At 72.0% G+C, this 20,025-nt stretch carries 18 protein-coding genes, 2 tRNA genes and 1 pseudogene; 12 read left to right on the forward strand and 9 right to left on the reverse strand.

The window, feature by feature from the left end:
• Positions 1–125 precede the first annotated feature (125 nt).
• Entirely contained in the window at positions 126–1,499 is a 1,374-nt protein-coding gene (locus E1281_RS21945) for a PLP-dependent aminotransferase family protein (RefSeq protein WP_347813300.1), read from the reverse strand.
• 69 nt (positions 1,500–1,568) lie between these two features.
• Here E1281_RS21945 and E1281_RS21950 point away from each other — a divergent pair, with 69 nt between their 5' ends.
• The 3 genes from E1281_RS21950 (at position 1,569) to E1281_RS21960 (ending at position 2,999) form a co-directional block, all read left to right on the forward strand.
• Complete coding sequence (locus E1281_RS21950) at positions 1,569–2,219, forward strand: pyridoxamine 5'-phosphate oxidase family protein (protein ID WP_131881106.1); 651 nt, start codon at positions 1,569–1,571, stop codon at positions 2,217–2,219.
• Between the two features lie 52 nt (positions 2,220–2,271).
• A complete protein-coding gene (gene orn / locus E1281_RS21955; protein WP_131881108.1) occupies positions 2,272–2,868 on the forward strand; it encodes an oligoribonuclease in 597 nt (198 codons plus the stop codon).
• Between the two features lie 55 nt (positions 2,869–2,923).
• Positions 2,924–2,999, forward strand: a tRNA-His gene (locus tag E1281_RS21960).
• Positions 3,000–3,044: 45 nt separating this feature from the next.
• Here E1281_RS21960 and E1281_RS21965 read toward each other — a convergent pair.
• Entirely contained in the window at positions 3,045–3,263 is a 219-nt protein-coding gene (locus E1281_RS21965) for a hypothetical protein (protein WP_131881109.1), read from the reverse strand.
• Between the two features lie 163 nt (positions 3,264–3,426).
• On the opposite strand from E1281_RS21965, the gene E1281_RS21970 reads away from it, so the two are divergent.
• Positions 3,427–3,996 carry a response regulator transcription factor gene (locus tag E1281_RS21970; protein WP_131881111.1) on the forward strand — a complete coding sequence of 190 codons (570 nt, stop codon included), beginning with the start codon at positions 3,427–3,429 and terminating at the stop codon, positions 3,994–3,996.
• Between the two features lie 83 nt (positions 3,997–4,079).
• Positions 4,080–4,152, forward strand: a tRNA-Lys gene (locus E1281_RS21975).
• Between the two features lie 261 nt (positions 4,153–4,413).
• Here the strand turns inward: E1281_RS21975 and E1281_RS21980 are convergent.
• A complete protein-coding gene (locus tag E1281_RS21980; RefSeq protein WP_131881112.1) occupies positions 4,414–4,956 on the reverse strand; it encodes a hypothetical protein in 543 nt (180 codons plus the stop codon).
• A gap of 330 nt (positions 4,957–5,286) precedes the next feature.
• Between E1281_RS21980 and E1281_RS21985 the strand changes: the two genes are divergently transcribed.
• The 3 genes from E1281_RS21985 to E1281_RS21995 all read left to right on the forward strand — a co-directional run bounded on the left by E1281_RS21985 (position 5,287) and on the right by E1281_RS21995 (position 8,274).
• Positions 5,287–6,174: a sigma-70 family RNA polymerase sigma factor gene (locus tag E1281_RS21985; RefSeq protein ID WP_131881114.1), complete on the forward strand. Its 888-nt coding sequence runs from the start codon at positions 5,287–5,289 to the stop codon at positions 6,172–6,174.
• A 12-nt stretch (positions 6,175–6,186) separates the two neighbouring features.
• The gene (locus E1281_RS21990) at positions 6,187–6,537 is read left to right on the forward strand and encodes a DoxX family protein (protein ID WP_131881116.1); all 351 of its coding nucleotides are present in this window, start codon (positions 6,187–6,189) and stop codon (positions 6,535–6,537) included.
• Positions 6,538–6,684: 147 nt separating this feature from the next.
• A complete protein-coding gene (locus E1281_RS21995) occupies positions 6,685–8,274 on the forward strand; it encodes an OmpA family protein (RefSeq protein ID WP_131881118.1) in 1,590 nt (529 codons plus the stop codon).
• Positions 8,275–8,289: 15 nt separating this feature from the next.
• On the opposite strand, the gene E1281_RS22000 is transcribed toward E1281_RS21995, so the two are convergent.
• The 6 genes from E1281_RS22000 to E1281_RS22020 all read right to left on the reverse strand — a co-directional run bounded on the left by E1281_RS22000 (position 8,290) and on the right by E1281_RS22020 (position 16,203).
• Positions 8,290–9,642: a WD40 repeat domain-containing protein gene (locus E1281_RS22000; protein ID WP_165959040.1), complete on the reverse strand. Its 1,353-nt coding sequence runs from the start codon at positions 9,640–9,642 to the stop codon at positions 8,290–8,292.
• A 5-nt stretch (positions 9,643–9,647) separates the two neighbouring features.
• Entirely contained in the window at positions 9,648–11,747 is a 2,100-nt protein-coding gene (locus E1281_RS22005) for a hypothetical protein (protein WP_131881121.1), read from the reverse strand.
• A gap of 244 nt (positions 11,748–11,991) precedes the next feature.
• A complete protein-coding gene (locus tag E1281_RS22010; RefSeq protein WP_165959041.1) occupies positions 11,992–12,678 on the reverse strand; it encodes an AfsR/SARP family transcriptional regulator in 687 nt (228 codons plus the stop codon).
• A 468-nt stretch (positions 12,679–13,146) separates the two neighbouring features.
• Positions 13,147–13,953: a hypothetical protein gene (locus E1281_RS42035; RefSeq protein ID WP_243717236.1), complete on the reverse strand. Its 807-nt coding sequence runs from the start codon at positions 13,951–13,953 to the stop codon at positions 13,147–13,149.
• Between the two features lie 56 nt (positions 13,954–14,009).
• A complete protein-coding gene (locus tag E1281_RS40395; RefSeq protein WP_165959042.1) occupies positions 14,010–14,153 on the reverse strand; it encodes a hypothetical protein in 144 nt (47 codons plus the stop codon).
• Between the two features lie 463 nt (positions 14,154–14,616).
• Positions 14,617–16,203: a phosphodiester glycosidase family protein gene (locus E1281_RS22020; RefSeq protein ID WP_131881125.1), complete on the reverse strand. Its 1,587-nt coding sequence runs from the start codon at positions 16,201–16,203 to the stop codon at positions 14,617–14,619.
• Positions 16,204–16,505: 302 nt separating this feature from the next.
• Here E1281_RS22020 and E1281_RS41350 point away from each other — a divergent pair, with 302 nt between their 5' ends.
• The 4 genes and pseudogenes from E1281_RS41350 to E1281_RS22040 form a co-directional block, all read left to right on the forward strand.
• On the forward strand, positions 16,506–17,336 hold the full coding sequence (locus E1281_RS41350; protein ID WP_131881126.1) for a LuxR C-terminal-related transcriptional regulator: 831 nt from the start codon (positions 16,506–16,508) through the stop codon (positions 17,334–17,336).
• Between the two features lie 183 nt (positions 17,337–17,519).
• Positions 17,520–17,939 (forward strand): YciI family protein, encoded by a 420-nt coding sequence (locus E1281_RS22030; protein WP_131881128.1) that lies wholly within the window; start codon positions 17,520–17,522, stop codon positions 17,937–17,939.
• 53 nt (positions 17,940–17,992) lie between these two features.
• Positions 17,993–19,282 (forward strand): DUF6596 domain-containing protein, encoded by a 1,290-nt coding sequence (locus E1281_RS22035; protein ID WP_131881130.1) that lies wholly within the window; start codon positions 17,993–17,995, stop codon positions 19,280–19,282.
• A gap of 84 nt (positions 19,283–19,366) precedes the next feature.
• Positions 19,367–20,025, forward strand: a pseudogene (locus tag E1281_RS22040) (hypothetical protein); the annotation flags it as partial.

Genomic DNA, 20,025 nt, shown 5'->3' on the forward strand with positions numbered 1-20,025 from the left:
CCTCCCGGACGTCCCGCTCCCCTCCAGCCCGCACCGGAACCCGTACCGGTCGCGCAGTCCGCGATGTCCAACTGACCGGAGCCCGGCCGCACGCCACCCGGACCTGCCCGCGCCGCCCGGGGCCCTCAGCGGGCCCGCGCGAGCTCGCCGACGATCTCGCACCCCTTGCGGAGTTCCGCGCGGCTCTCCGCCGAGCCGTACCCGATCACCAGTCCCGGCGCGCGCCGCGCGCCCGCGTAGCAGTGGTCGAGCGTCTCCACGAGGACGCCCCGTCCCTCCGCCTCCCGCACGATCCGCCCCGCCTCATGTGGCGGGACGTCCACCACGAGGTGCAGGCCGGCCGTGTCGCCCCGCAGGGGCAGCCCGTCGAGCGCCCGGACGACCACGTCCCGCCGCCGCGCGTACTCCCCGCGCATCCGGCGCACATGGCGATCCAGATCGCCGCGTTCCAGCAGGAGCCGCAGCGCGTCCTGCGGCACCACGGCCGTACGGTCGTTCAGCTCCTCGCGGCGCAGCGCGACCCGCCCCACCACGTCGGGGCGGCCCACGAGCCAGCCGACCCCCATGTCCGCGGTGAGGATCTTGGCCGTCGTGCCCAGGTAGACGACCACGTCCGGGTCGAGCCCGTAGAGCGCGGGCAGCGGACCGACGTCGTAGCGGAACTCGCCGTCGTAGTCGTCCTCGGCCACGAGCGCCCCGTTGCGCCGCGCCCACGCCAGCAGGGCCTGGCGGCGTGGGACGGGCAGGACGCCGCCCATCGGGAACTGGTGTGACGGCGTCGTGTAGACGAGGCGCAGATCGCCGGGGAGGGCGTCCACGACGAGGCCGTTCTCATCGACCGGGCAGGGCACCGGCTCGGCACCGCGTCCCGCCAGGACCGCGCGTGCCCGCAGGTAACCGGGCTCCTCCACCCCGACCCGGTCACCCGGGCGCAGGACCGTCGCGGCCAGCAGATCGAGCCCGTTCGTCGCGCCCCGCGTGACCAGGAGCCCGTCCACGGGGCAGGTCACGCCGCGGCTGCGTCTGATGTAGTCGGCCAGAGCGACGCGCAGTCCCGGCAGTCCGTGCGCGTCCTGGCGCTGCTGGGGCGGCATGCCGGACGCGAGCCGCCACGCACGCCGCCACGCGGGGGTGTCGAGTGCCCCGACCCAGGCGAGCCCCGGCCTCAGGTCGATCTCGCCCGGGGCGGCCGTCCTCCGGACCGACATCGGCATGACCGGCGGGGGTTGCGGCTCAGGCGGCGTGGCGACACCTTCGGTCACATACGTCCCCGACCCATGGCGGCCTTCCAGCCAGCCCTCCGCGTACAACTGCTCGTAGGCCTCGGTCACGACCGTCCGGCTCACGCCCAGCAGGCCGGCCAGCGCCCTGCTGGCGGGAAGCCGCTCGCCCGCCGCCAGCCGCCCTTCCCCGAGCGCGGTGCGCAACTGCCCGACGAGCTGGGCGCTCATCGGCTCGCCGCCGTCCCTGTCGACGGTGAGCGGCAGGTCTACCGACAAAGTGGTCTCCGGCTATACGCGTCAAGTGGCACTACCGACCAGGCCACTCTCTCCATAGCGTAAACGGACATGACCCCACTCTCTTCGACCGAACGCACCCGTCTGGGCAGAAAGCCCGAACGCTCCAGCAGCGACCGCACCGTCCTCTACGGGATCCTCGACGACGGCATGATCTGCCACCTCGGCCTCATCATGGACGGCTCGCCGCGGGTCCTCCCCACCGGCTACGGGCGCCTGGACGACACGCTCTACGTCCACGGCTCCACCGGCGCCGGCAGCCTCATGGCCGCCCCCGCCCAGGAGATCTGCGTCACCGTCACCCACCTGGACGGCATCGTCGTCGCCCGCTCCCTCTTCCACCACTCGCTCAACTACCGCAGTGCCGTCATCTACGGGACGCCCCGCCTCGTCACCGGCACCGACGAGAAGCTCGCCGGTCTCCGTGCCATCACCGAGCAACTGGCCCCGGGCCAATGGGACGTGGCCCGCCACCCCACCCGCAAGGAACTCGCCGCCTCCTCCGTACTGGCCCTTCCCCTGGACGAGGCGTCCGTGAAGGTCCGGCAGGGCCCACCAGGCGACGACGACGAGGACTATGCCCTCGACATCTGGGCCGGTGTCGTCCCCGTCCACCAGGCGTTCGGCGCGCCCTCACCCGACCCCGTCCTGCGTACCGGCATCCCCGTCCCGGGCCACATCGCCCGGCGCGTGACCTCGTAAATCGATCCGCCTCAGTGCCCCGTGCAGTCGTTCATGGCCGTAGGGTGAATCCATGAACGAGCGGCTCGTCTGGATCGACTGCGAAATGACTGGACTCGACCTGCGCAACGACGCGCTGATCGAGATAGCCGCGCTGGTGACCGACAGCGAACTCAACATCCTCGACGAGGGTGTGGACGTGGTCATCAAGCCCCCGCCGGAGTCGATCACACAGATGACCCAGGTCGTCCGTGACATGCACACCAGCTCGGGCCTCCTCGAAGCCCTCCCCGGCGGCGTGACCCTCTCCGAGGCCGAGGACGTCGTCCTCACCTACATCAAGGGCCACATCAAGGAAGCCAAGAAGGCCCCCCTCTGCGGCAACTCCATCGCCACCGACCGCTCGTTCCTGGCTCGCGACATGCCCGCCCTCGACGGCCACCTCCACTACCGCATGGTGGACGTCTCGTCCATCAAGGAACTGGCCCGCCGCTGGTACCCGCGCGCCTACTTCGCCAGCCCGGAGAAGAAGGGCGGCCACCGCGCCCTCGCCGACATCACCGAGAGCATCCAGGAACTCCGCTACTACCGCGCCGCCGTCTTCGTCCCCCAGCCCGGCCCCGACTCGGAGACCGCCCGCGCCGTGGCCGCCAAAGTCGCCTCAGGCTGACCCACACCCGCGGAGCCGCTACACTACTGGGAGCCGGGACGCGATCCCGGCCACGGTGGGTGTAGCTCAGCTGGCAGAGCACTTGGTTGTGGTCCAAGATGTCGGGGGTTCAAGTCCCCTCACTCACCCCAGAGAAGCCCTGGTCGCTCAGGCGGCCAGGGCTTTCGCGCGTCCGCTCACCCCTGCCGCGTCAGCAGCCAGACCAGCACCGCCAGCAGGCCGCCGAACATCGCCATCCGGCGGAACTCCCCGAACGTCACCGTGCGCAGGGCGCCGACCCCGGCCTTCGTCTTCCGCAGGTCCGTCAGGGCGCGCCGCCACCGGGCGAAGGCCGCCCCCATCAACCCTGTGCACACCAGGGCCACCGCCACGTAAATGGCCGCTGAACTGTCCATCGACGCACGATCCCACCGGATGCTGGGACCGTTTGCGTCATATGCCACTTTCGGCACCGGCCGGATCCGGCTGTCCCGGACGGGCTTGATCGTCCAGTCCATCGACGCCAGAAGATCGGCCCGTTATGCTCCCACCCTATAATTGTCAACCCAAGGGCAACGGATGAGTGTCGACGAGACGGCCCCCCTGCGCGTACTGGTGGTGGACGGCGACCCGAAGGTCCGGGCGGACGTGACCACCCTCCTCGACGCCAGCGACGAACTCCACGTCGTCGCCGAGGCGCCCGACCCCACGGTGGCCCTCGTCCTGGCCGAACGGCTGCGCCCCGACATCGTCCTCCTCGACGCGGACTCCGCGGCCCACGCCACCCCCTTCAGCAACAGCTCCCGCGTCTTCGTCCTCGCCGCCCCGGACCATCCCGCCGTCCAGGACGCCCTCCACGCCGGCGCCTGCGGACACCTCGTCCCCGGCTCCTTCACCGTCCCCGACCTCATCCGCGGCGTCCGCCACGCCTCCCGTACCACCCTGGGCCTGTCCGCCCGCGAATCCGAGGTCATGGACCTCATCGCCACCGGCCGCTCCAACGGCGAGATCGCCCGCCAGCTCTTCCTCAGCGAGAAGACCGTCAAGAACCACGTCAACCGCATCTACGCCAAGCTGGGCGTCAGCTCCCGGGCCACCGCCATCGCCCTCTGGCGCGGCATGATGAGCGTCCTTCCCGCCCGGGACTAAACCGGTTCGCACTGGTCCACCGCTCCTGATACTGTTCTTCCTGTCGCGAGGGACCCCACCCGGGGCCGGTCCCCCACCGACAGGCGCCGTTAGCTCAATAGGCAGAGCAGCGGACTCTTAATCCGCGGGTTCGGGGTTCAAGTCCCTGACGGCGCACCCCGTATGACCAACATGTTCTCGCCAGCTCCGCGAGTGTGTCCGCCTGTGCACCGATCCGATGCCCGTGTTCCGCTCGTCGACTTGGGCTGACAACGATGGGCTTCCGTCCGGCTTTCCTGAATGACCGCGGCGGGAGGGGGTCCCCCCGCCGCGGACCGGATCACTCAGCGCCGGGCTTGTTCCGACTCTGATACCTGGCGGCTCCGAACGAGGCGACGAGAATCAAGGCGATTCCCACCGCCCCCGCGGGGCCGGGCGTCACCCTTTCCACGAGCATTCCCAGGAGGATGCCGACGTGGCGGCGACGAGAATCACGGCGCCCACGCCCAGGGCCCATTCCGGGACCATCAGACCCAGGATCCGGACTTCTGGAATCGCGTCGGTGAAGCCTCGTCCGCCTTCACTCCGGCCCGGACCGTTCAGCAGTGCCCAGAGGCCCAGCAGAGCGAGCATCGGCCACAGAGCGGTCGAGTATTTCTTGTTCCTGGCATCCCGGACGACATCGCCGCCGCCCAGGAACACCGCCGTGCACAGAAAACTGAGCGGTGCCAGGATGTGCAGGTGCACCCACCTCAGGACGAACTGGAATGCGATGTTGTTCATCGCCATGTTGAGGCCCATGAGGAGTGCCGTCGCCCAAGCAGACTCGATCGTCCGCCATGAAGGACGGACCACGATCCAGAAGACCAGAGTGCTGCTGAGGGCGCTTACGAGAACCGTGGTCACCGGCCCGACGTTGGCCGTGACGCCCACGGCCACCAGGAAGTAGCCCTTGGCCACGCTCACCGTATCGGCGAACACGACCTTCGCGAGGACCTTCCGGTTTCGTTGCGCTCAGATCGCCGGACAGCGACCTCAGGCGCCCGCGTAACCGCGCGAGAAGATCTCGCAACGGCCTATTCACTTGTTTCACTGAAATCCCCTTGCATTGCAAAGGCGCGCAAAGGGGCCCGAACTCGTCGGTCGCCCCTGACGCGGGCTCGATCGAGCGGGTGGACGCCCCGCGGCGACGCGGGCGGACATCCGTCCCCGAGCTGAGGGACCTCTCGGAGCGCCCGGTAGGCGCTCCGGGGTCACCTTTCCGGGCTCTCGCACGTCGAAGGGCGACAGAAGCAGACCAGGGGGGTGACGATGGACGGGGACGCCCAGCGGATCGCGGTCTTCGACCGGGAGCGCAAACACCTGCTCGCGGTGGCGTTTCGCATTCTCGGGTCGGACGCGGACGCGCAGGACGTCGTCCAGGAGGCGTGGACCAGGTACGCGCGAGCCGACACCGACGGGATCGACAACGTGGCGGCGTGGCTGACCACGGTCGTGACGCGGCTGTGCCTCGATCTGCTCCGCCGGACGCGCGAGTACCCGAAGGAGCCGGCTCGGCTGCCACAAGCCGGGGTGGAGCCGGGCGGGGCGCCCGAAGACCCCGAAGATGTCGCGCTCCTCGCGGACGAACTGGCCCGCGCGCTGGTGATCGTCCTGGACGAGTTGACGCCCCCGCAGCGTGTCGCGCTCATCCTGCACGACGTTTTCGGCACACCGTTCGACGAGGTCGCACATGTCCTGGGAACGACTCTCGGATCCGCCAAGAAGCTGGCCAGCCGGGCACGGGGGCGGGTCCGGCAGCACTCCGGCGAACCCGGCGCACCGATGGGCGCGGGTCCGGAGGAGACGCGCCGTGTGGTGACCGCCTTCCTCAAGGCGGCCCAGGAGGGCGACCTCGAAGGACTCGTCACGCTGCTGCACCCGGAGGTCACGAGGACGGCGGACCCGCAGGCCCTTCCCCCTTCCACCCCACAGCGCGTGCACGGCGCGCGGCAGGTGGCCCTTGAGACCAGGGCACTCCAGCGGGTCGCGCGCCGGGCACGCGTCGCGACGATCGACGGCCGGGCGGGAATCGTCGTTGCGGCTCGCGGCGATGTGCTCACCGCGCTGGTCTTCTGCGTCGCGGAAGGCCGCATCGCCCACTACGACGTCGTCGCGGACCACCGCCGCCTGGCCCTGCTGAACATCGAAGACCGATAGGGAGCCTCGCCCATGTTCGTCGCCTACCTCACCGTGGTCATCCTCACGATTCTGGCGAATGCCGGAATCGCCTTCGCCGACTTCGCCAAGGCGAAGTTCGTCCTCGCCAACGGGGCCGAAGTGGGTGTGCCGGCCTCCTGGCTGCCGGCTCTGGCCGCGCTCAAGCTCGCCGGTGCGGCGGGGCTCCTCCTCGGCCTGCTGGGCGCCACCGCGATAGCGGTCGCCGCGGCGACCGGCTTGACCGCCTTCTACATCGGCGCGGTCGTCGCCCATGTGCGGGCCAGGGTCTTCTACAACATCGCGTTTCCCGGCGCCTACCTGGCCCTGGCCGCCGGCTCGCTGACGCTCACGATCGTCCGGTGACCCCGGGGCGGGGCGATGGACCAGTTCGGGCTGATCCCCCCCTGCACGGGACGGGGTTGTGCAGTTGCGAGACCCCTTGGTGCACAACGTCGCCGGGGGTAGCTTCCCAGCGGTCACCTGCCGCTCCCCCACCATTCGAGGACTCCCGTGCGCGTCGTCAGCACCACGTCCATGAAGTTCATGCGTCTCGCAGCCCTGTCCGTGGCGCTTGGGTTGGCGCTTACCGCCTGTCCCGGAGGAGACGGGGAGAAGGGCGGGGGCGGCGGGTCCGGTGCCTCGTCCGAGGCGACGCTCGGCCGGAGGGATGCCGTCATCGCCCGCGAGGGGATCTTCGGCGGCCTGTCCATCACCGACACCCAGGCCGGCAAGTACCGCTTGGAGGTCCTCGGACTTGAGCGGCGGGGCGAGTTCACGCAGTTGCGGGTTGCGGTCAACTACCTGGACGAAGGCGACGAAGGCGCCAATCTCAGCTTCGGTGGCTATCGCCTGCTCGATCCGGTGGGGCGCAAGCTGTACGAGTCGATGGCCCACTACGAGCTGGGCACGTACGAGCTGTACTTCACCAAGGGCGTCCGTTACGAGTCGGACATCTGGTTCCCCGCCCTTCCGCCCGCGGTCGAGCGGGTCTCGGTGCTCACGCCGGGGAGCACCTCGGAGCTGCCCGGCGTCACGGTGACCGACGGCCCGGCCGCGCCGCCGCAGGGGGCCGCGCGGCCGGGCCCCACCGCCACCGGGACCGCCGATCCGACGCCGGGCCAGACCAAGGTGTACGCCGTCGAGCAGCCCGCCCCCGGTACGGAGCCCGTCATCAAGGATCTCTACGACCAGATCGACGGGGAGGCCGGAACCTCGACGACCGGCGGCGGGACGCAGACCGAGGACCTGCGCAGCGACGTCCTTTTCGCCTTCGACTCGGACAGGCTCTCCGGCAGGGCCCAGGGCATCCTCGACAAGATCGCGCAGGACATGGCCCAGCGCGCCGACACCACCCAGCCGGTGACGATCGAGGGCCACACCGACGGCAAGGGAACGCCGGGCTACAACCAGGACCTGTCGGAGCGCCGCGCGAGGGCGGTCCAGGCGGCGATCGCGCCCAGGCTCGGCCAGGTGCGGTTCGAGGTCTCGGGCAAGGGGTCGGACGAGCCGCTGGCCGAGGAGACCAAGGACGGCGCGGACGATCCCGAGGCCCGAGCCCGCAACCGCCGTGTCGAGATCAGCTACGGCCTCAAGGCCGGGGCTCCCGGAGCCGCCGGAGGGTCCCCCGGGGGCGCGGGGGGCGCGGGACGTCCCGCGGAGTTCCGGTCCGCCCCGGGCGGTGTCGTCGCCGAGCGCAAGGCCAACGGCCGCAACAGCATCGGCGAGCCGGTGCCGTTCCGGCTGCGCGTCCACCCCTTCTACAGGGACGGCGCCTTCCTGGTCGGGGTGGTGGAGGTGACCAGCGACGCCGAGGACATCCAGCCGGCCGCCTTCGGGGGTGAAGGGATATTCGGCGGCCAGGGGGTGAACGGGTTCAGCGTCACCGACGGCTCCGGGAAGACCTACCTGCCGGTGCTCACCGCTCCCCAGGGAAGCGACGAGGAGGGGACGTACGTCGGCTCGGGCGTCCAGTACTGGCGGCCGAAGACGCCGTACCGCTCGTACGTCTACCTGACGGCGCCGCCTGCCGGGACCAAGACCGTCACGCTCAACGCCGTCAGCTTCGGCAAGATCCCGGACGTCCCCGTCTTCGGGGGCTAGGCGACGCCGTCGCGTTCAGCGGAGCGCGGACACGGTGGCGGTGGCGCGGCGGAGGTCGAGGTCCCAGGACGTGATCGTCCGGTCTCCGCCGGAGGACAGCAGGGTCCCGTCGTCCCGGGCGAAGTCGAGGCCGAGGACCACGTCGGAATGGCCGGTGAGGACGGCCCATCGCGACCGCCGGGGAGCGTCCCAGACGATCACCGTGCGGTCGAGCCCGGCGGTGGCGAGCCGGCCGCCGGACGGGCTGAACGCGATCGCCCGTACCTCGGCCGCGTGGCCGCGCAGCCGGCCGGTCACGCGGCGGTGGCGCAGGTCCCACAGCAGGACCTGTCCGCCGCCCCCGCCCGCGGCGAGGAGCCGCCCGTCTGGGCTGACGGCGATGCTCTCCACGTCGCCGGGATGCCCGGGCAGGACGACCGTTCGGCGACGGCTCTCCACGTTCCAGACCGTCACCTGGCGGTCGTCGTCGCCGGTGGCGAGCGTCCGCCCGTCCGGGCCGAACGCGAGGCTCTTCACCAGCGGCCGGCCCCGTTTCAGGACGGCGGTCTGCCTGCGGGCGGCCACGTCCCAGAGGATGAGGGCGCCGCTCTGGTCCGCCACGGCGAGCGTCCGCCCGTCCGGAGCGAGATCGAGGGCGTAGATCTTGTCGGTGTGGCCGCGCAGCGTGGCGACGCGCCGGCGGTCTTGCCAGATCCGGACCAGCGCGTCGTCGCCGCCCGTGACGACCAGCCCGGGACCGTGGTCCACCACGCTCGAACCGCCCGGGTGCGCGGAGACGGTACCGGACGGGCGCCGCGACGCCATGTCCCACCAGCGGAGGCTGCCCTCCTGGCCCACGGAGGCGAACCCCTTCCCGCCGGGGCCGACGGCGACGTCGTTGGCCCAGTCGGTGTGGCCGATGTACGGCGCCCGCCGCAGGTCCCAGACGAGGGTGGTCTGATCGAGCGCGGCCGAGGCGATCCGGTTCCCGTCGGGGCTCACGGCGATGTCGTAGATCCCGCCGGTGTGCCCGGTGAGCGTGGCGATGTTCGCCCGGGAGCCGGTCTCCCAGAGCTTGACGGCCCGGTCGTATCCGCTGGACACGAGCGTCCGCCCCCCGTCGATGAACGCCAGCGCCGAGATCGTGTCGGTGTGCTGCATCCGCCGTGCCGGGCCCCGCTCCTCCTCGCGCTCCAGGTCCAGCAGGTGGACCTCGTTGTCGTCGCCCGCGGCGGCCAGCGATCGGCCGTCCGGGCTGAAGGCGACGGCGGCGAGCATGGCGTCACCGGCCTCCAGCGTCCGGACCCGGCTCTCGTCCGGGCGCCAGAGCGCGACGCGGCCGTCGTCGCCCGCGATCGCCACCGTGCGGCCGTCCGGCGCGAACGCCACCTCCGTCAACGGGCGCCGTGGCCGTCGATCTCGTCGACCTCGCGGCCGGTCGCGACGTCCCAGACGGCGGCCGTGTGCGCCGCGCCCGCCGCGGCGAGCCGGCGGCCGTCCGGGCTGAAGGCCAGGCCGTCCAGGACGCCCGTCATCCTCATCCGCCGCACGGGGGTATGGTCCGACGTCCGCCACAGCGTGATCACGCCGCCGAGGTCCGCCGTCGCCAGCAGGCGTCCGTCCGGGCTGTACTCCAGGGTGCGGACCGCTCCCCCGGATGCCGCGAACCGGTCGCGCGGGACGCGCCGTCCGGCGTCCCAGGTGATCACGGCGCCGTCCTGGCCGCCGGTCGCCAGCTCCCGGCCGTCCGGACTGAACGCCACCGACTTGACCATGCCCGCATGCCCGGAGAGGCGGTGCTGGTACGGCTGCCGTCCCGCGATGCTCAGGAGCGCGCTGCGGGCGTCGAGCGTGGGCGCCAGACGGTGGGCCCGCACCGCGCGGTCGGCCGCGCCGGGGACGTCCGTGGGCAGCCGGGTCAGGGCCTCGGCGGCCAGCTGGCGGGACCGGGCGAGCCGGCGCTGGTCGTCGGCCTCGACCCGTTCGGTGACCGCCACCGTCCCCGCGCAGACCGCGACGAGCAGCAGTACCGACAGCGCCGCCACCAGGCCCTGGAGGGTACGCGTACGGCGTTCTGAGGCGGCCTTCCTGGCCAGCTCCGCGGCGGTGGACGCGTCCAGGAAGGCACGTTCCCGCACGGTGAGGTAGTCCGGGTGAGCGCCCGCCCACTCGGCCGCGGCCTCCAGCCGTGCCCCCTGGTAGAGGTCCCCTTCGTCGCGTTCCATCGCCTCCCACTCGGCGGCGGCGATGCCGAGCCTGCGGTGCAGGCGCAGGCCCTCCTGGTCCGCGGAGATCCAGTCCCGCAACCGCGGCCAGGTCCGGATCAGCGCCTCGTGCGCGATCTCGACGGTGTCCCCGTCGATGGCGACCAGCCGCGCCCGGACCAGCCGCTCGATGAGGGCGGCGTCCCCCTCCGACCGGTGGGCGGGACGCCGCGTGCCGTGGCCTGGTCCCGTCTCGGTGACGTTGACCATCCGGAGCAGTAATCGCCGGACCGCCTGCCGTTCCGGCGCCGGCAGCGACCGGTAGACGCTCTCGGCCGTGTCCGCGATCGCGCCGTGGACGCCTCCCGCGGCGTCGTAGCCGGCGAGCGTCAGGTTCTTGCCCTTGCGCCGCTTCCACGTCTCCAGCAGGGCGTGGGAGATCAGGGGCAGCGCGCCCGGCTCGGTGCCGGCGTCCTGGATCACCCGCGCCACCAGGGCGGGCTCGACCATCAGCCCGGCGTTCGCGGCGGGTTTGACGATCGCCTCACGAAGATCCTCGCCGCGCATCGAGCCGACCAGCACGCTCGCCTCCCGCAGGGCCGCGGTCAGCCCCGGATGCTCGGCGCAGTGCCCGTAGAAGTCGGCCCGCACCGCGATGATCACCCGGCCCGGACGGTCGAGCAGGGCATCGATGAACGCGTGGCGCTCGGACGCGTCCCGGTGGAGCGTGAACATCTCCTCGAACTGGTCGACGACCAGTGCCCCGGCCTCCGGCGGCGGCTCGGACGCGCCGGGCGTGACGACCTCCGCCCGCGGGCCGAGCCGCGGGACGACCCCCGCCCGCAGCAGCGAGGACTTCCCGCTCCCCGACGGCCCGAACACGGCGACGAACCGGGTCCTGTCGAGGCAGGCGAGGATCTCGCCCACCAGCTCCCCGCGTCCGAAGAACCTCCCGGCGTCCTCCGCCTCGTACCGGGACAGCCCCAGGTACGGCGGCTCGGCCGCCGGCCCCTCCGTCTCCACGGCGAGTTCGCGGCGCAGGTCGTGCCAGGCGCGCCGCCATCGCTCCCGGTCACCGTCGCAGGCTTCGACGTAGGCGAGGGTGACCTGGAGGCTGGGGAACCGCTCCCCCCGCGCCGCCGCCGCCAGCGCCGAGGCGGAGAACCGGGTCGCCTCGGCCAGTTGCCGGTAGCCGGGCTCGCCCGCCTGCCGCCGCAGCTCGCGCAGCTCATGGGCGAACCGCTGGAGGGGGCCGGCGTCCGGGTCAAGCTCGCGCTCGGGACGGGGCACGGCCGGGCTTCCTTTCCCTCGGAGTGGTGCGCGGTCCAGAGCCCCCTTGCCGCACGACCATGGCCTGCATTGAACCAATGGTCACCACTTGTCACCGACGCCCTACTTTACGGCGTCCGCCTGCCCAGGGAAGGGCCCATACTCACGCACGCGACTGTCCGGACCCGGCGGTGCGCGATCCCCGCGGCGTCCGGCCGCGTTCGGTTCCGCGTGGAGGCCGGACGCCGGCGGCCAGGAGGGCCGGTCATGCCTCCGTGGTGGAGAGCGCTCGGCCTGCCAGCAGGTCGGAGTAGATCCGCTGCAATGACGGGTCGGGGTCCACGCCGAGTTCGGCGGCGATCCGGGAGCGGATCACCTCGTACTGCGCAAGGGCGTGGGCGCGGCGGCCGCACCGGTCGAGAGCGATGATCATTTGCCTCCACAGCGGCTCTCTCAGGGGGTGGCGGGCGACGAGGCCCGCCAGTTCGGCCGCCAGTTCCCTGTGCCTGCCGGCGGCGAGGTCCAGGCCGATGCGCCGTTCCAGCGCGGTCAGGTAGCGCTCGACCAGTCCGGTGCTCTGCGACTCCTTCAGCCACGGGCTGGGCACCCCGTCGAAAGGGTCGCCGCGCCACAGGGAGAGCGCCTCCGAAAGGCAGGTCCGCTCCTCAGCGGGATCGGACGAGGCGGACGCATGGGCCAGCAGTTTCCCGAAGCGAAGAACGTCAACGCTTTCAGGGGCGGTCTGGAGCACGTAACCCGTGCTCCTCGAAGCGATCGAATCGGGACCGAGCAGGCTTCTCAGCCGCGAGACATAGGTCTGGACGCTGCGCCGGACGTTGTGGGGCGGACGCCCTTCCGACCACAGCGCCGACGCAAGGCGCTCGGCCGTCACGACCCGGCCGGGCGACAGTGCGAGGAGCGCCAGGAGGGCGCGCAGCCTACCCGCGGTCAATGAGACCGGACGCTCCTTCACGGTCACGTCGAAAGGCCCCAGCAAACTGACGCACACACCCCCCTGCGAATACTTGTACGCGCCGGCCTCCCGGACGGCGATGGCCGCACCCCCGTGCCCGTCCATAAAACCCCCGTTCGCGCCGCGGCCCGGGGTACGGACAATGGTCCGCACCGGCCGCACGCCGACATGATCTGCTCGATATCGAACGCGGGTCCGTCCTGTTCAGGCAACCCTCGGACGGAATCGGACCCTTTCGGACGGCCCCGCGCCGGTCCTCGTCCGATGTCCGGCGAAACCGCGGTGAAGCCGGAACGGAGCAGCCGGCCGGTTCACTCTCCCGGGCAGCTCGTGGACGGCGGTCAGGGGGAATCGTCGGCGGTCTCCACAGAGCAGGCGAAGGGCCGGGCGGACACGCAGTCACCGGATTCAAACAACGGAGGGCTTCACATCGACTTCATCCCGACTTCACGGCCCGCTGGAAACGGGAGAACGACGGCCGGTCGGGCGGGACGCACACATCCGCCGGGTCGACGCAACGGGCCTCCCTCTCCCGAGTACCCGTCCCAGGAGGAGCTGCTCAGATATATCGACCACGTCGCCGACCGGTTCGGCCTGCGCCGTGACGTCCGGCTCCGGACCCGGGTGACCGAGGCCGTGTTCGACGAGGGCGCGGGACGGTGGCACGTGGGCACCGACCGCGGCGACCGGGTGTCCGCCCAGTACTTGATCATGGCGAGCGGCTGCCTGTCGGCGTCCAGGATCCCGGAGATACCCGGGCTGGAGGGTTTCCGCGGCGACCATTACCACACGGCGCACTGGCCGGAGGAGGGCGTCGACTTCACCGGGAAACGGGTCGCGGTGATCGGTACGGCGTCCTCGGGTGTGCAGGTCATTCCGCTCATCGCGGAGGAGGCCGCGCAATTGACGGTGTTCCAGCGCACGCCCAATTTCGTGATACCCGCGAACAACCATCCGCTCGACCCCGTTGAGCAGCGGGCGGCGAAGGCCCGTTACGCCGAGTCGCGCAAGGCCGACCGCGAGTCCGGATTCGGTGTCGCCTTCCCCGAGGCGACCAAGGGCGCGATGGAGGTGTCCAAGGAGGAGCGCGACAGCTATTACCGGAGGGTCTGGTACGACGAGGACAACAGTCTCGTCAGCCTGCTCAGCGGCTACAACGACCTGATCCTCAGCAAGGACTCGAACGACACCATCGCGCAGTTCGTCCGCGACCGGATCGCCGAAGTCGTCGAGGACCCCGAGGTCGCCGAGCAATTGCAGCCGAGGAACCACCCTTTGGGAGCCAAGCGCCCCTGCCTTGGAACGAACTACTACGAGACGTTCAACCGGCCGAACGTGCGCCTGGTCGACGTGCGCAGAACGCCGCTCGTGGAGATGACGCCCGCCGGGATCCGCACGTCGGAGGAGGAGTTCGCCTTCGACGCGGTGGTGTTCGCGACGGGGTTCGACGCCATGACCGGCCCACTCCTGGCGGTCGACATCCGCGGGCGCGGCGGGGCCCGGCTCACCGAGAAGTGGGCGGAGGGTCCGCGCACCTATCTGGGGATCGCCGTGGCCGGGTTCCCGAACCTGTTCACGCTCACCGGCCCCGGCAGCCCCTCGGTGCTCTCCAACATGATGGTCTCGATCGAGCAGCACGTGGAGTGGGTGGGCGACGCGATCGCCGCGATGCGCGCCCAGGGCAAGCGGACGATGGAGGCGACGCCCCAGGCCGAGGACGCCTGGACCCGGCACGTCGACGAGGTCGCGCAGGCGACGCTCTACCCGGCCGCCGACTCCTGGTACACGGGCTCGAACGTGCCGGGCAAGCCCAAGGTGTTCATGCCCTATCCCGCCGGCGTCGGCGTGTACCGGCAGACGTGCGACGAGGTGGCCGCTACGACGGGTTCGAGCTCACCGACTGACCCGAGAGACCGGCTACGGACGGACGAGGAGGACGTTGCCGAGGGAGCGCTGGCCCGTCGCGTCGGACGGCCGGTTCACGATGCCGGTCTTCCCGGTCATCATCACGCTGGAGCCGCCGCCGTCCAGGTTCAGCGCCTCGCGCGCGCCGAGCAGCTTCATGAGCTCGCCGGTCTGCGCGATGCCGAGTCCCTCGCTGTAGCCGGCCTGCCGCCCGTCGACGACCGCCAGCATGAGCCGCCCCCGGCGGTCCATGCCGATCATGGAGCGCGGGTTGCTCCGGACGGTCCAGTTGTAGGTGAAGGTCTGGTCGGCGCCCTGACGGATCAGGCCGTCGGCGGCGGCGTTCACCGAGACGCGGCCGTTCCTGACCAGGGTGGGGCCCACCTGGAGGATCGTGGTGTCGCGGGTCAGCGGCACGCGGCGGTCCCTGCCGTCCTCGACCCGTTCGCTCACCCGCAGCCGGTCGCCGGTCTTCGCGTGGGCGAGGAGCCAGGCGGCGCTCTTGCCGGTGGCCTGGATGGTGGATCCGCCTGCCGGGACGGCGGCGCCGCGGGAGTCGTTCACCGCTGTCACGCGGTCGTGCGCGTCCAGGACGACCTCCGCTCCCGCGCCGCTGGGCGCGGTGCCCCATTCGGGGGTGAACAGCACGAGTTCACTGTCGTCGGTGCACTTCAGGTCGTGCTGCGGCTTCTCGGTCGGCCGGTCGCCGCCGACGCCGCCGCAGTTCCAGATCTCGCCCGGCAGCCGGTTGACGCCGTCGATCTCGGCGCGGTGGCGCCCGGCCCGGAGATGGACGCGGGCGGTGTAGGCGTCCACGTCCACCGAGCGCCCGCCCTTGGTGATCTTGATCCCGCCCCGGCCCTGGGTGGCCGAGCCGAGCAGCCTGCCGTCCTTGACGTACATGCCGCCGGGCGCGCTGTTGTAGAACCACTGCGCGTTGAGCCCGGCGACCGCGCCCGCCGCGGCGGCGAGGTCGGTCAGCTTCTCCGTGCCGTTCAGCGCCGGACCGTGATCGGCGCCGACCGTGCCGCGGAACTCGCGGAAGTCCACACGGAGCACGTGCACCTTCTGGGGCGCCCCGGGGTCGGTGCCGTCCTGCGCGGTGTAGCGGGTACCGCCCGCGAACCCGGCCGCCCTGACCTCGGAGAGCGCCGCGGACGCCGCGGCGCTCGTCGCGTGCCGCCCGACGCGGACCGTCCAGCCGAGGGGGCCCGCCGGACGGTCGGCGTACGCGGGCGTGGAGACCCGCTCCAGCCGGGGCTCGAACCCCTTCTCGCGGAGCGCGGCGGCGACCCGGTCGGCGGTCGCCTTCGGCCCGAGCGCGGTGTTCGCGGTGTCGAGTGGGCCGTCCGCCGCACCCGGCAGGTACACGTGGACCGTCCAGTGGTCGTCGCCGTCCTTGGCTCCCAGGGACATCGAGGTCAGCGTCACCCCCGGCGCCACCGTGGTGGTCGCCGGCGGCTCGCTCAGCGGAAGCCCGCCGCCGAAGAAGGAGTCGCGCGGAGTCGTGGCCGCCGCGGCGGGAGCCTGCGGGGCCAGCCCCGGCAAAGCCAGCAGGGCGACGGCCGCCGCGAGGGCCGGGACGGTTTTCGGGCGCATGCGAGTCCTCCAGGGGCAGTAACCAGAGCAAGATCATTAAAGGCTCGGCAGATGGCCCGGAGTCAACCTCCAAGCATCTCCCCCGCAAAGGAATCCGGGCGGCCGGGCCACGCCGTCGCCGGGAAGTCGACCATCACACCCGTCTCGCCTCCGCGTCCGCGCCGCGCGTCGGTTGGCAGAATCCGGGTCAGGGGCCTTCGACGGTGACCGCGCCGGAGTGCGGGTCGTGGGACCCGAGGGCGACCAGCCCCGCGTAGTCGTACTCCGGGCGCCGCCCCAGTCCGAGGTGGACCGCCCAGACCGTGCCCCACGCGCCGGGCGGCTCGTCCCGGAGCGCCCCGGCCAGGGCCTCCAGCGCGCTCCCCCGGTCGTCGCTGATCCCGCCGGGACCGGCGCGCCGCTCGTCGCCGCTCCGTACGTCCCAGCTGTACAGGTCGACGCTTCCGCGGGCGCTGGCGCAGGCCCAGGCGGAGGGCGACCGGAGCGGCATCGCCGACGCGCTGGGCGGTCAGGGCGTCGCGGCCCTGTTCGCGGGCGACTTCGACCGGTCGCTCGAACTGCTGGGCGCCGCCGACGACGCGTACCGCGAGACCGGCCACGACGACCTGTTCAGGCTGCTCAGCGAGGTGTTCCGGAGCCTGGCCCACCTGTCCGGGGGCGACCTTCCCGCGGCCATCGCGCACGCAGGCCAGGGCATCCGGCTCGGCGAGGAGCGCGGCGAACTGTGGGTCCGCTCCTACGGCATGATCGCGTCCGGGATCGCCCTGTGGCTCAGCGGCGAGCTCGACGAGTCGATGCGGCGGCTCCGCGAGGCGCTGCGCATCAAACGCGACCTCGACGACGCGCTCGGCGAGCCCGCCGCCTCCACCGAGCCCGGGGCGGCGGCGACCGGGGCGGCGACCGGAGCGGGGACCGGCGCGGCGACCGAGGAAGCCCGCCCGCTCACCGAACGCGAGTTCCAGGTCGCGGCTCTCGTGGCCGAAGGACTGTCCAACCGCGACATCGCCGAACGCCTCACGATCGCCAAACGCACCGCCGACTCGCACGTCGAACACATCCTCGCCAAACTCGGCTTCTCCTCCCGCGCCCAGATAGCCGTCTGGATCACCGCCCAGGGCACCCCCCAACCCTGACCACCCGGAACCGGGGAGGTTCGCGCGGCATAGGCCGAACCGGCCTGCGGCTCCGCCGGGCCCGGGGGCCGCCCCGAATTTCTCAGAAGAAGTTCCGTGATCGTGTCGATCCGTGTCGCGGGCCGTTCGACCTAGGGGTGAGAGGCTCCGGAGAGGGGGCCCTGACGACCAGGGAGCGGAACCATGAAGTACATGCTGATCATGCGCGCCGGCGACGAGGCGTTCGCGGGGATGGGCGAGATCGACTTCAACGAGATGATCGCCACCATCGGCGAGTACAACCAGGAGATGATCCAGGCCGGGGTGCTGCTGGCCGCGGAGGGGCTCGACGACGCCGCGGAGGGCGTGGTCGTCGACTACTCCGCCGACCCGCCCGTGGTCACCGACGGCCCGTACGGCGAGACCAAGGAGCTGTTCGGCGGGTTCTACATCCTCAACGTGGCCTCCAAGGAGGAGGCGGTCGAGTGGGCCAAGCGGTCGCCGATGGCGGGGCCGGGCTTCAAGACCGAGATCCGCCGCGTCACCACGATCGACGAGTTCCCGCAGGACAACGAGTGGATCAAGAAAGAGCGGGAGTGGCGCGAGGCGACCGGGCAGCTCTGAGCGGAGCGAACGGATGACGCTGAGCGGAGCGAACGGATGACACCGAGCGGGACATGAGCGGCCATGCCGGCCGGGAGGCCGTCGCCGCCGTCTGGCGGATCGAGTCCGCGCGGATCGTCGGGGCGCTCGCGCGCTACACCGGCGACTTCGCGCTGGCCGAGGACCTCGCGCAGGAGGCGCTGGCCGAGGCGCTGGTGACCTGGCCGCGCGACGGCGTCCCCCGCAACCGGACCGGGTGGCTGCTCACCGTCGGCCGGCGGCGCGCGATCGACGCGTACCGGCGGCGCTCGGTCCGCGACGACAGGTACGCCGCGCTCGCCCGCGGCCTGGGCGAGGGCGGCGCCGCCTCCTCGGGCAGCCCGCCCGCCGATCCGGTCCGGGAGGCCGAGGACGTGCTGTGGGATCCGGACCGGATCGACGACGACATGCTCGCGCTGATGTTCGTCTCCTGCCATCCCGTGCTGTCGCGGGAGGCGCGGGTGGCGCTCACCCTCCGGGTGGTCGGCGGCCTGACCAGCGACGAGATCGCCAAGGCGTTCCTGGTCCCGACCGCCACCGCGCAGGCCCGCATCACCCGGGCCAAGAAGACCCTGGAGGCGGTGCGGGTTCCGTTCGAGGTCCCGGTGGGCCGGGACCGGAGCGCGCGGCTCGGCTCGGTGCTCAGCGCGATCTACCTGATCTTCACCGAAGGGTCCTCGGCCAGTTCCGGCCACGACCTGATCCGGTTCGATCTCGCCACCGAGGCGCAGCGCCTCGCCCGGGTGCTGGCCCGGCTGGTGCCGGACGAGCCCGAAGTCCACGGGCTGCTGGCGCTGCTGGAACTGACGGCGGCGCGGTTCCCAGCCCGCACCGGCCCGGACGGCGAGCCGGTGCTGCTGGAGGACCAGGACCGGAGCCGCTGGGACCGCTCCGCGATCCGCCGCGGCCGCGCGGCCCTGGCCCGCGCGGAGAAGGCGGGCCGGGGCCTGGGCGCCTACGGGCTCCAGGCGGCGATCGCCGAGTGCCACGCCGTCGCACCGGCGGTCGAGGCCACGGACTGGGAGCGCATCGTCCTGATCTATGAGGCGCTGGGGCGGCTGGCCCCGTCCCCGGTCGTCGACCTCAACCGCGCGGTGGCGGTCTCCATGGCGCGGGGACCGGCCGCGGCGCTGCCGATCGTGGACGAGCTGGTGGCCGGTGACGCGTTGCCGGGCTCGCACCTGCTGCCAGGCGTCCGCGGGGAACTCCTCACCCGCCTGGGGCGCACCGGCGAGGCCCGCACGGAACTGGAGCGGGCCCTGGAGGCGGCCGGCAACGAACGCGAGCGGACGGTGCTGAGACGCAAGCTCGACGCACTCGGCTGATCCGACGGCGATCTTGCCGAGATCGGCGGGGCCCCCGAGACTGGATCCCGGTCCGAGCCGCCCCCCGAAGGAGAAGAACCGAGCGTGCCCTCCAAGCTCTTTGCTCTCCGCACCGTCGCGGGCCGCGTCCGGGCCTTGGCCGCCCTGGCGACACTGGCGCTCGCCGTCCTGTTCACCGTGCTCACCATGGGCGCCGGTGACGCCCGCAAGGGGATGGACGCGCTGGGCCACCGCGAGGGCCCCATGGTGGTGGCCACCGCCGACATGTACCTCGCGCTGAGCGACATGGACGCGCAGGTGACCGGCGTGCTGCTGGCCGGAGGCGAGGAGGGCTGGCTGTGCGATCCCGACGCGGAGGGCTCGGACTGCGAACGCAACGGCCCCAGGTACGTCTACGACATCCGCCGGGAGGACGCCCAGCGCGCCGCACTGGAGGCCGCGCGGCTGACGCAGGACGACCCGGTGCGCAGGCAGACCGTGCAATCGGTCCTGGACGGGCTGCACTCCTACGACCAGCAGGTCCAGGCGGCCATGGAGTCCGGGCGGCGGGAGGGCGGTCCGGCGGTGGCGCTGGGACCGGACGCCGTCCAGAAGTACCGGACGGCGACCGCGCTGATGACCGGGGACCTGCTGCCCAAGGCGTACAACCTGACCCTGGACGGCACGGCCGACGTCGACCGGGCCTACCGCGAGCAGCACGCCGCCGTGGAGGCGGGATGGCTCCGGGTGGTGGGGGCCGGGGT

Origin of the sequence: Actinomadura sp. KC345 (assembly GCF_004348515.1) — a bacterium.
In the GTDB taxonomy this organism is placed as follows: Bacteria; Actinomycetota; Actinomycetes; order Streptosporangiales; family Streptosporangiaceae; genus Spirillospora.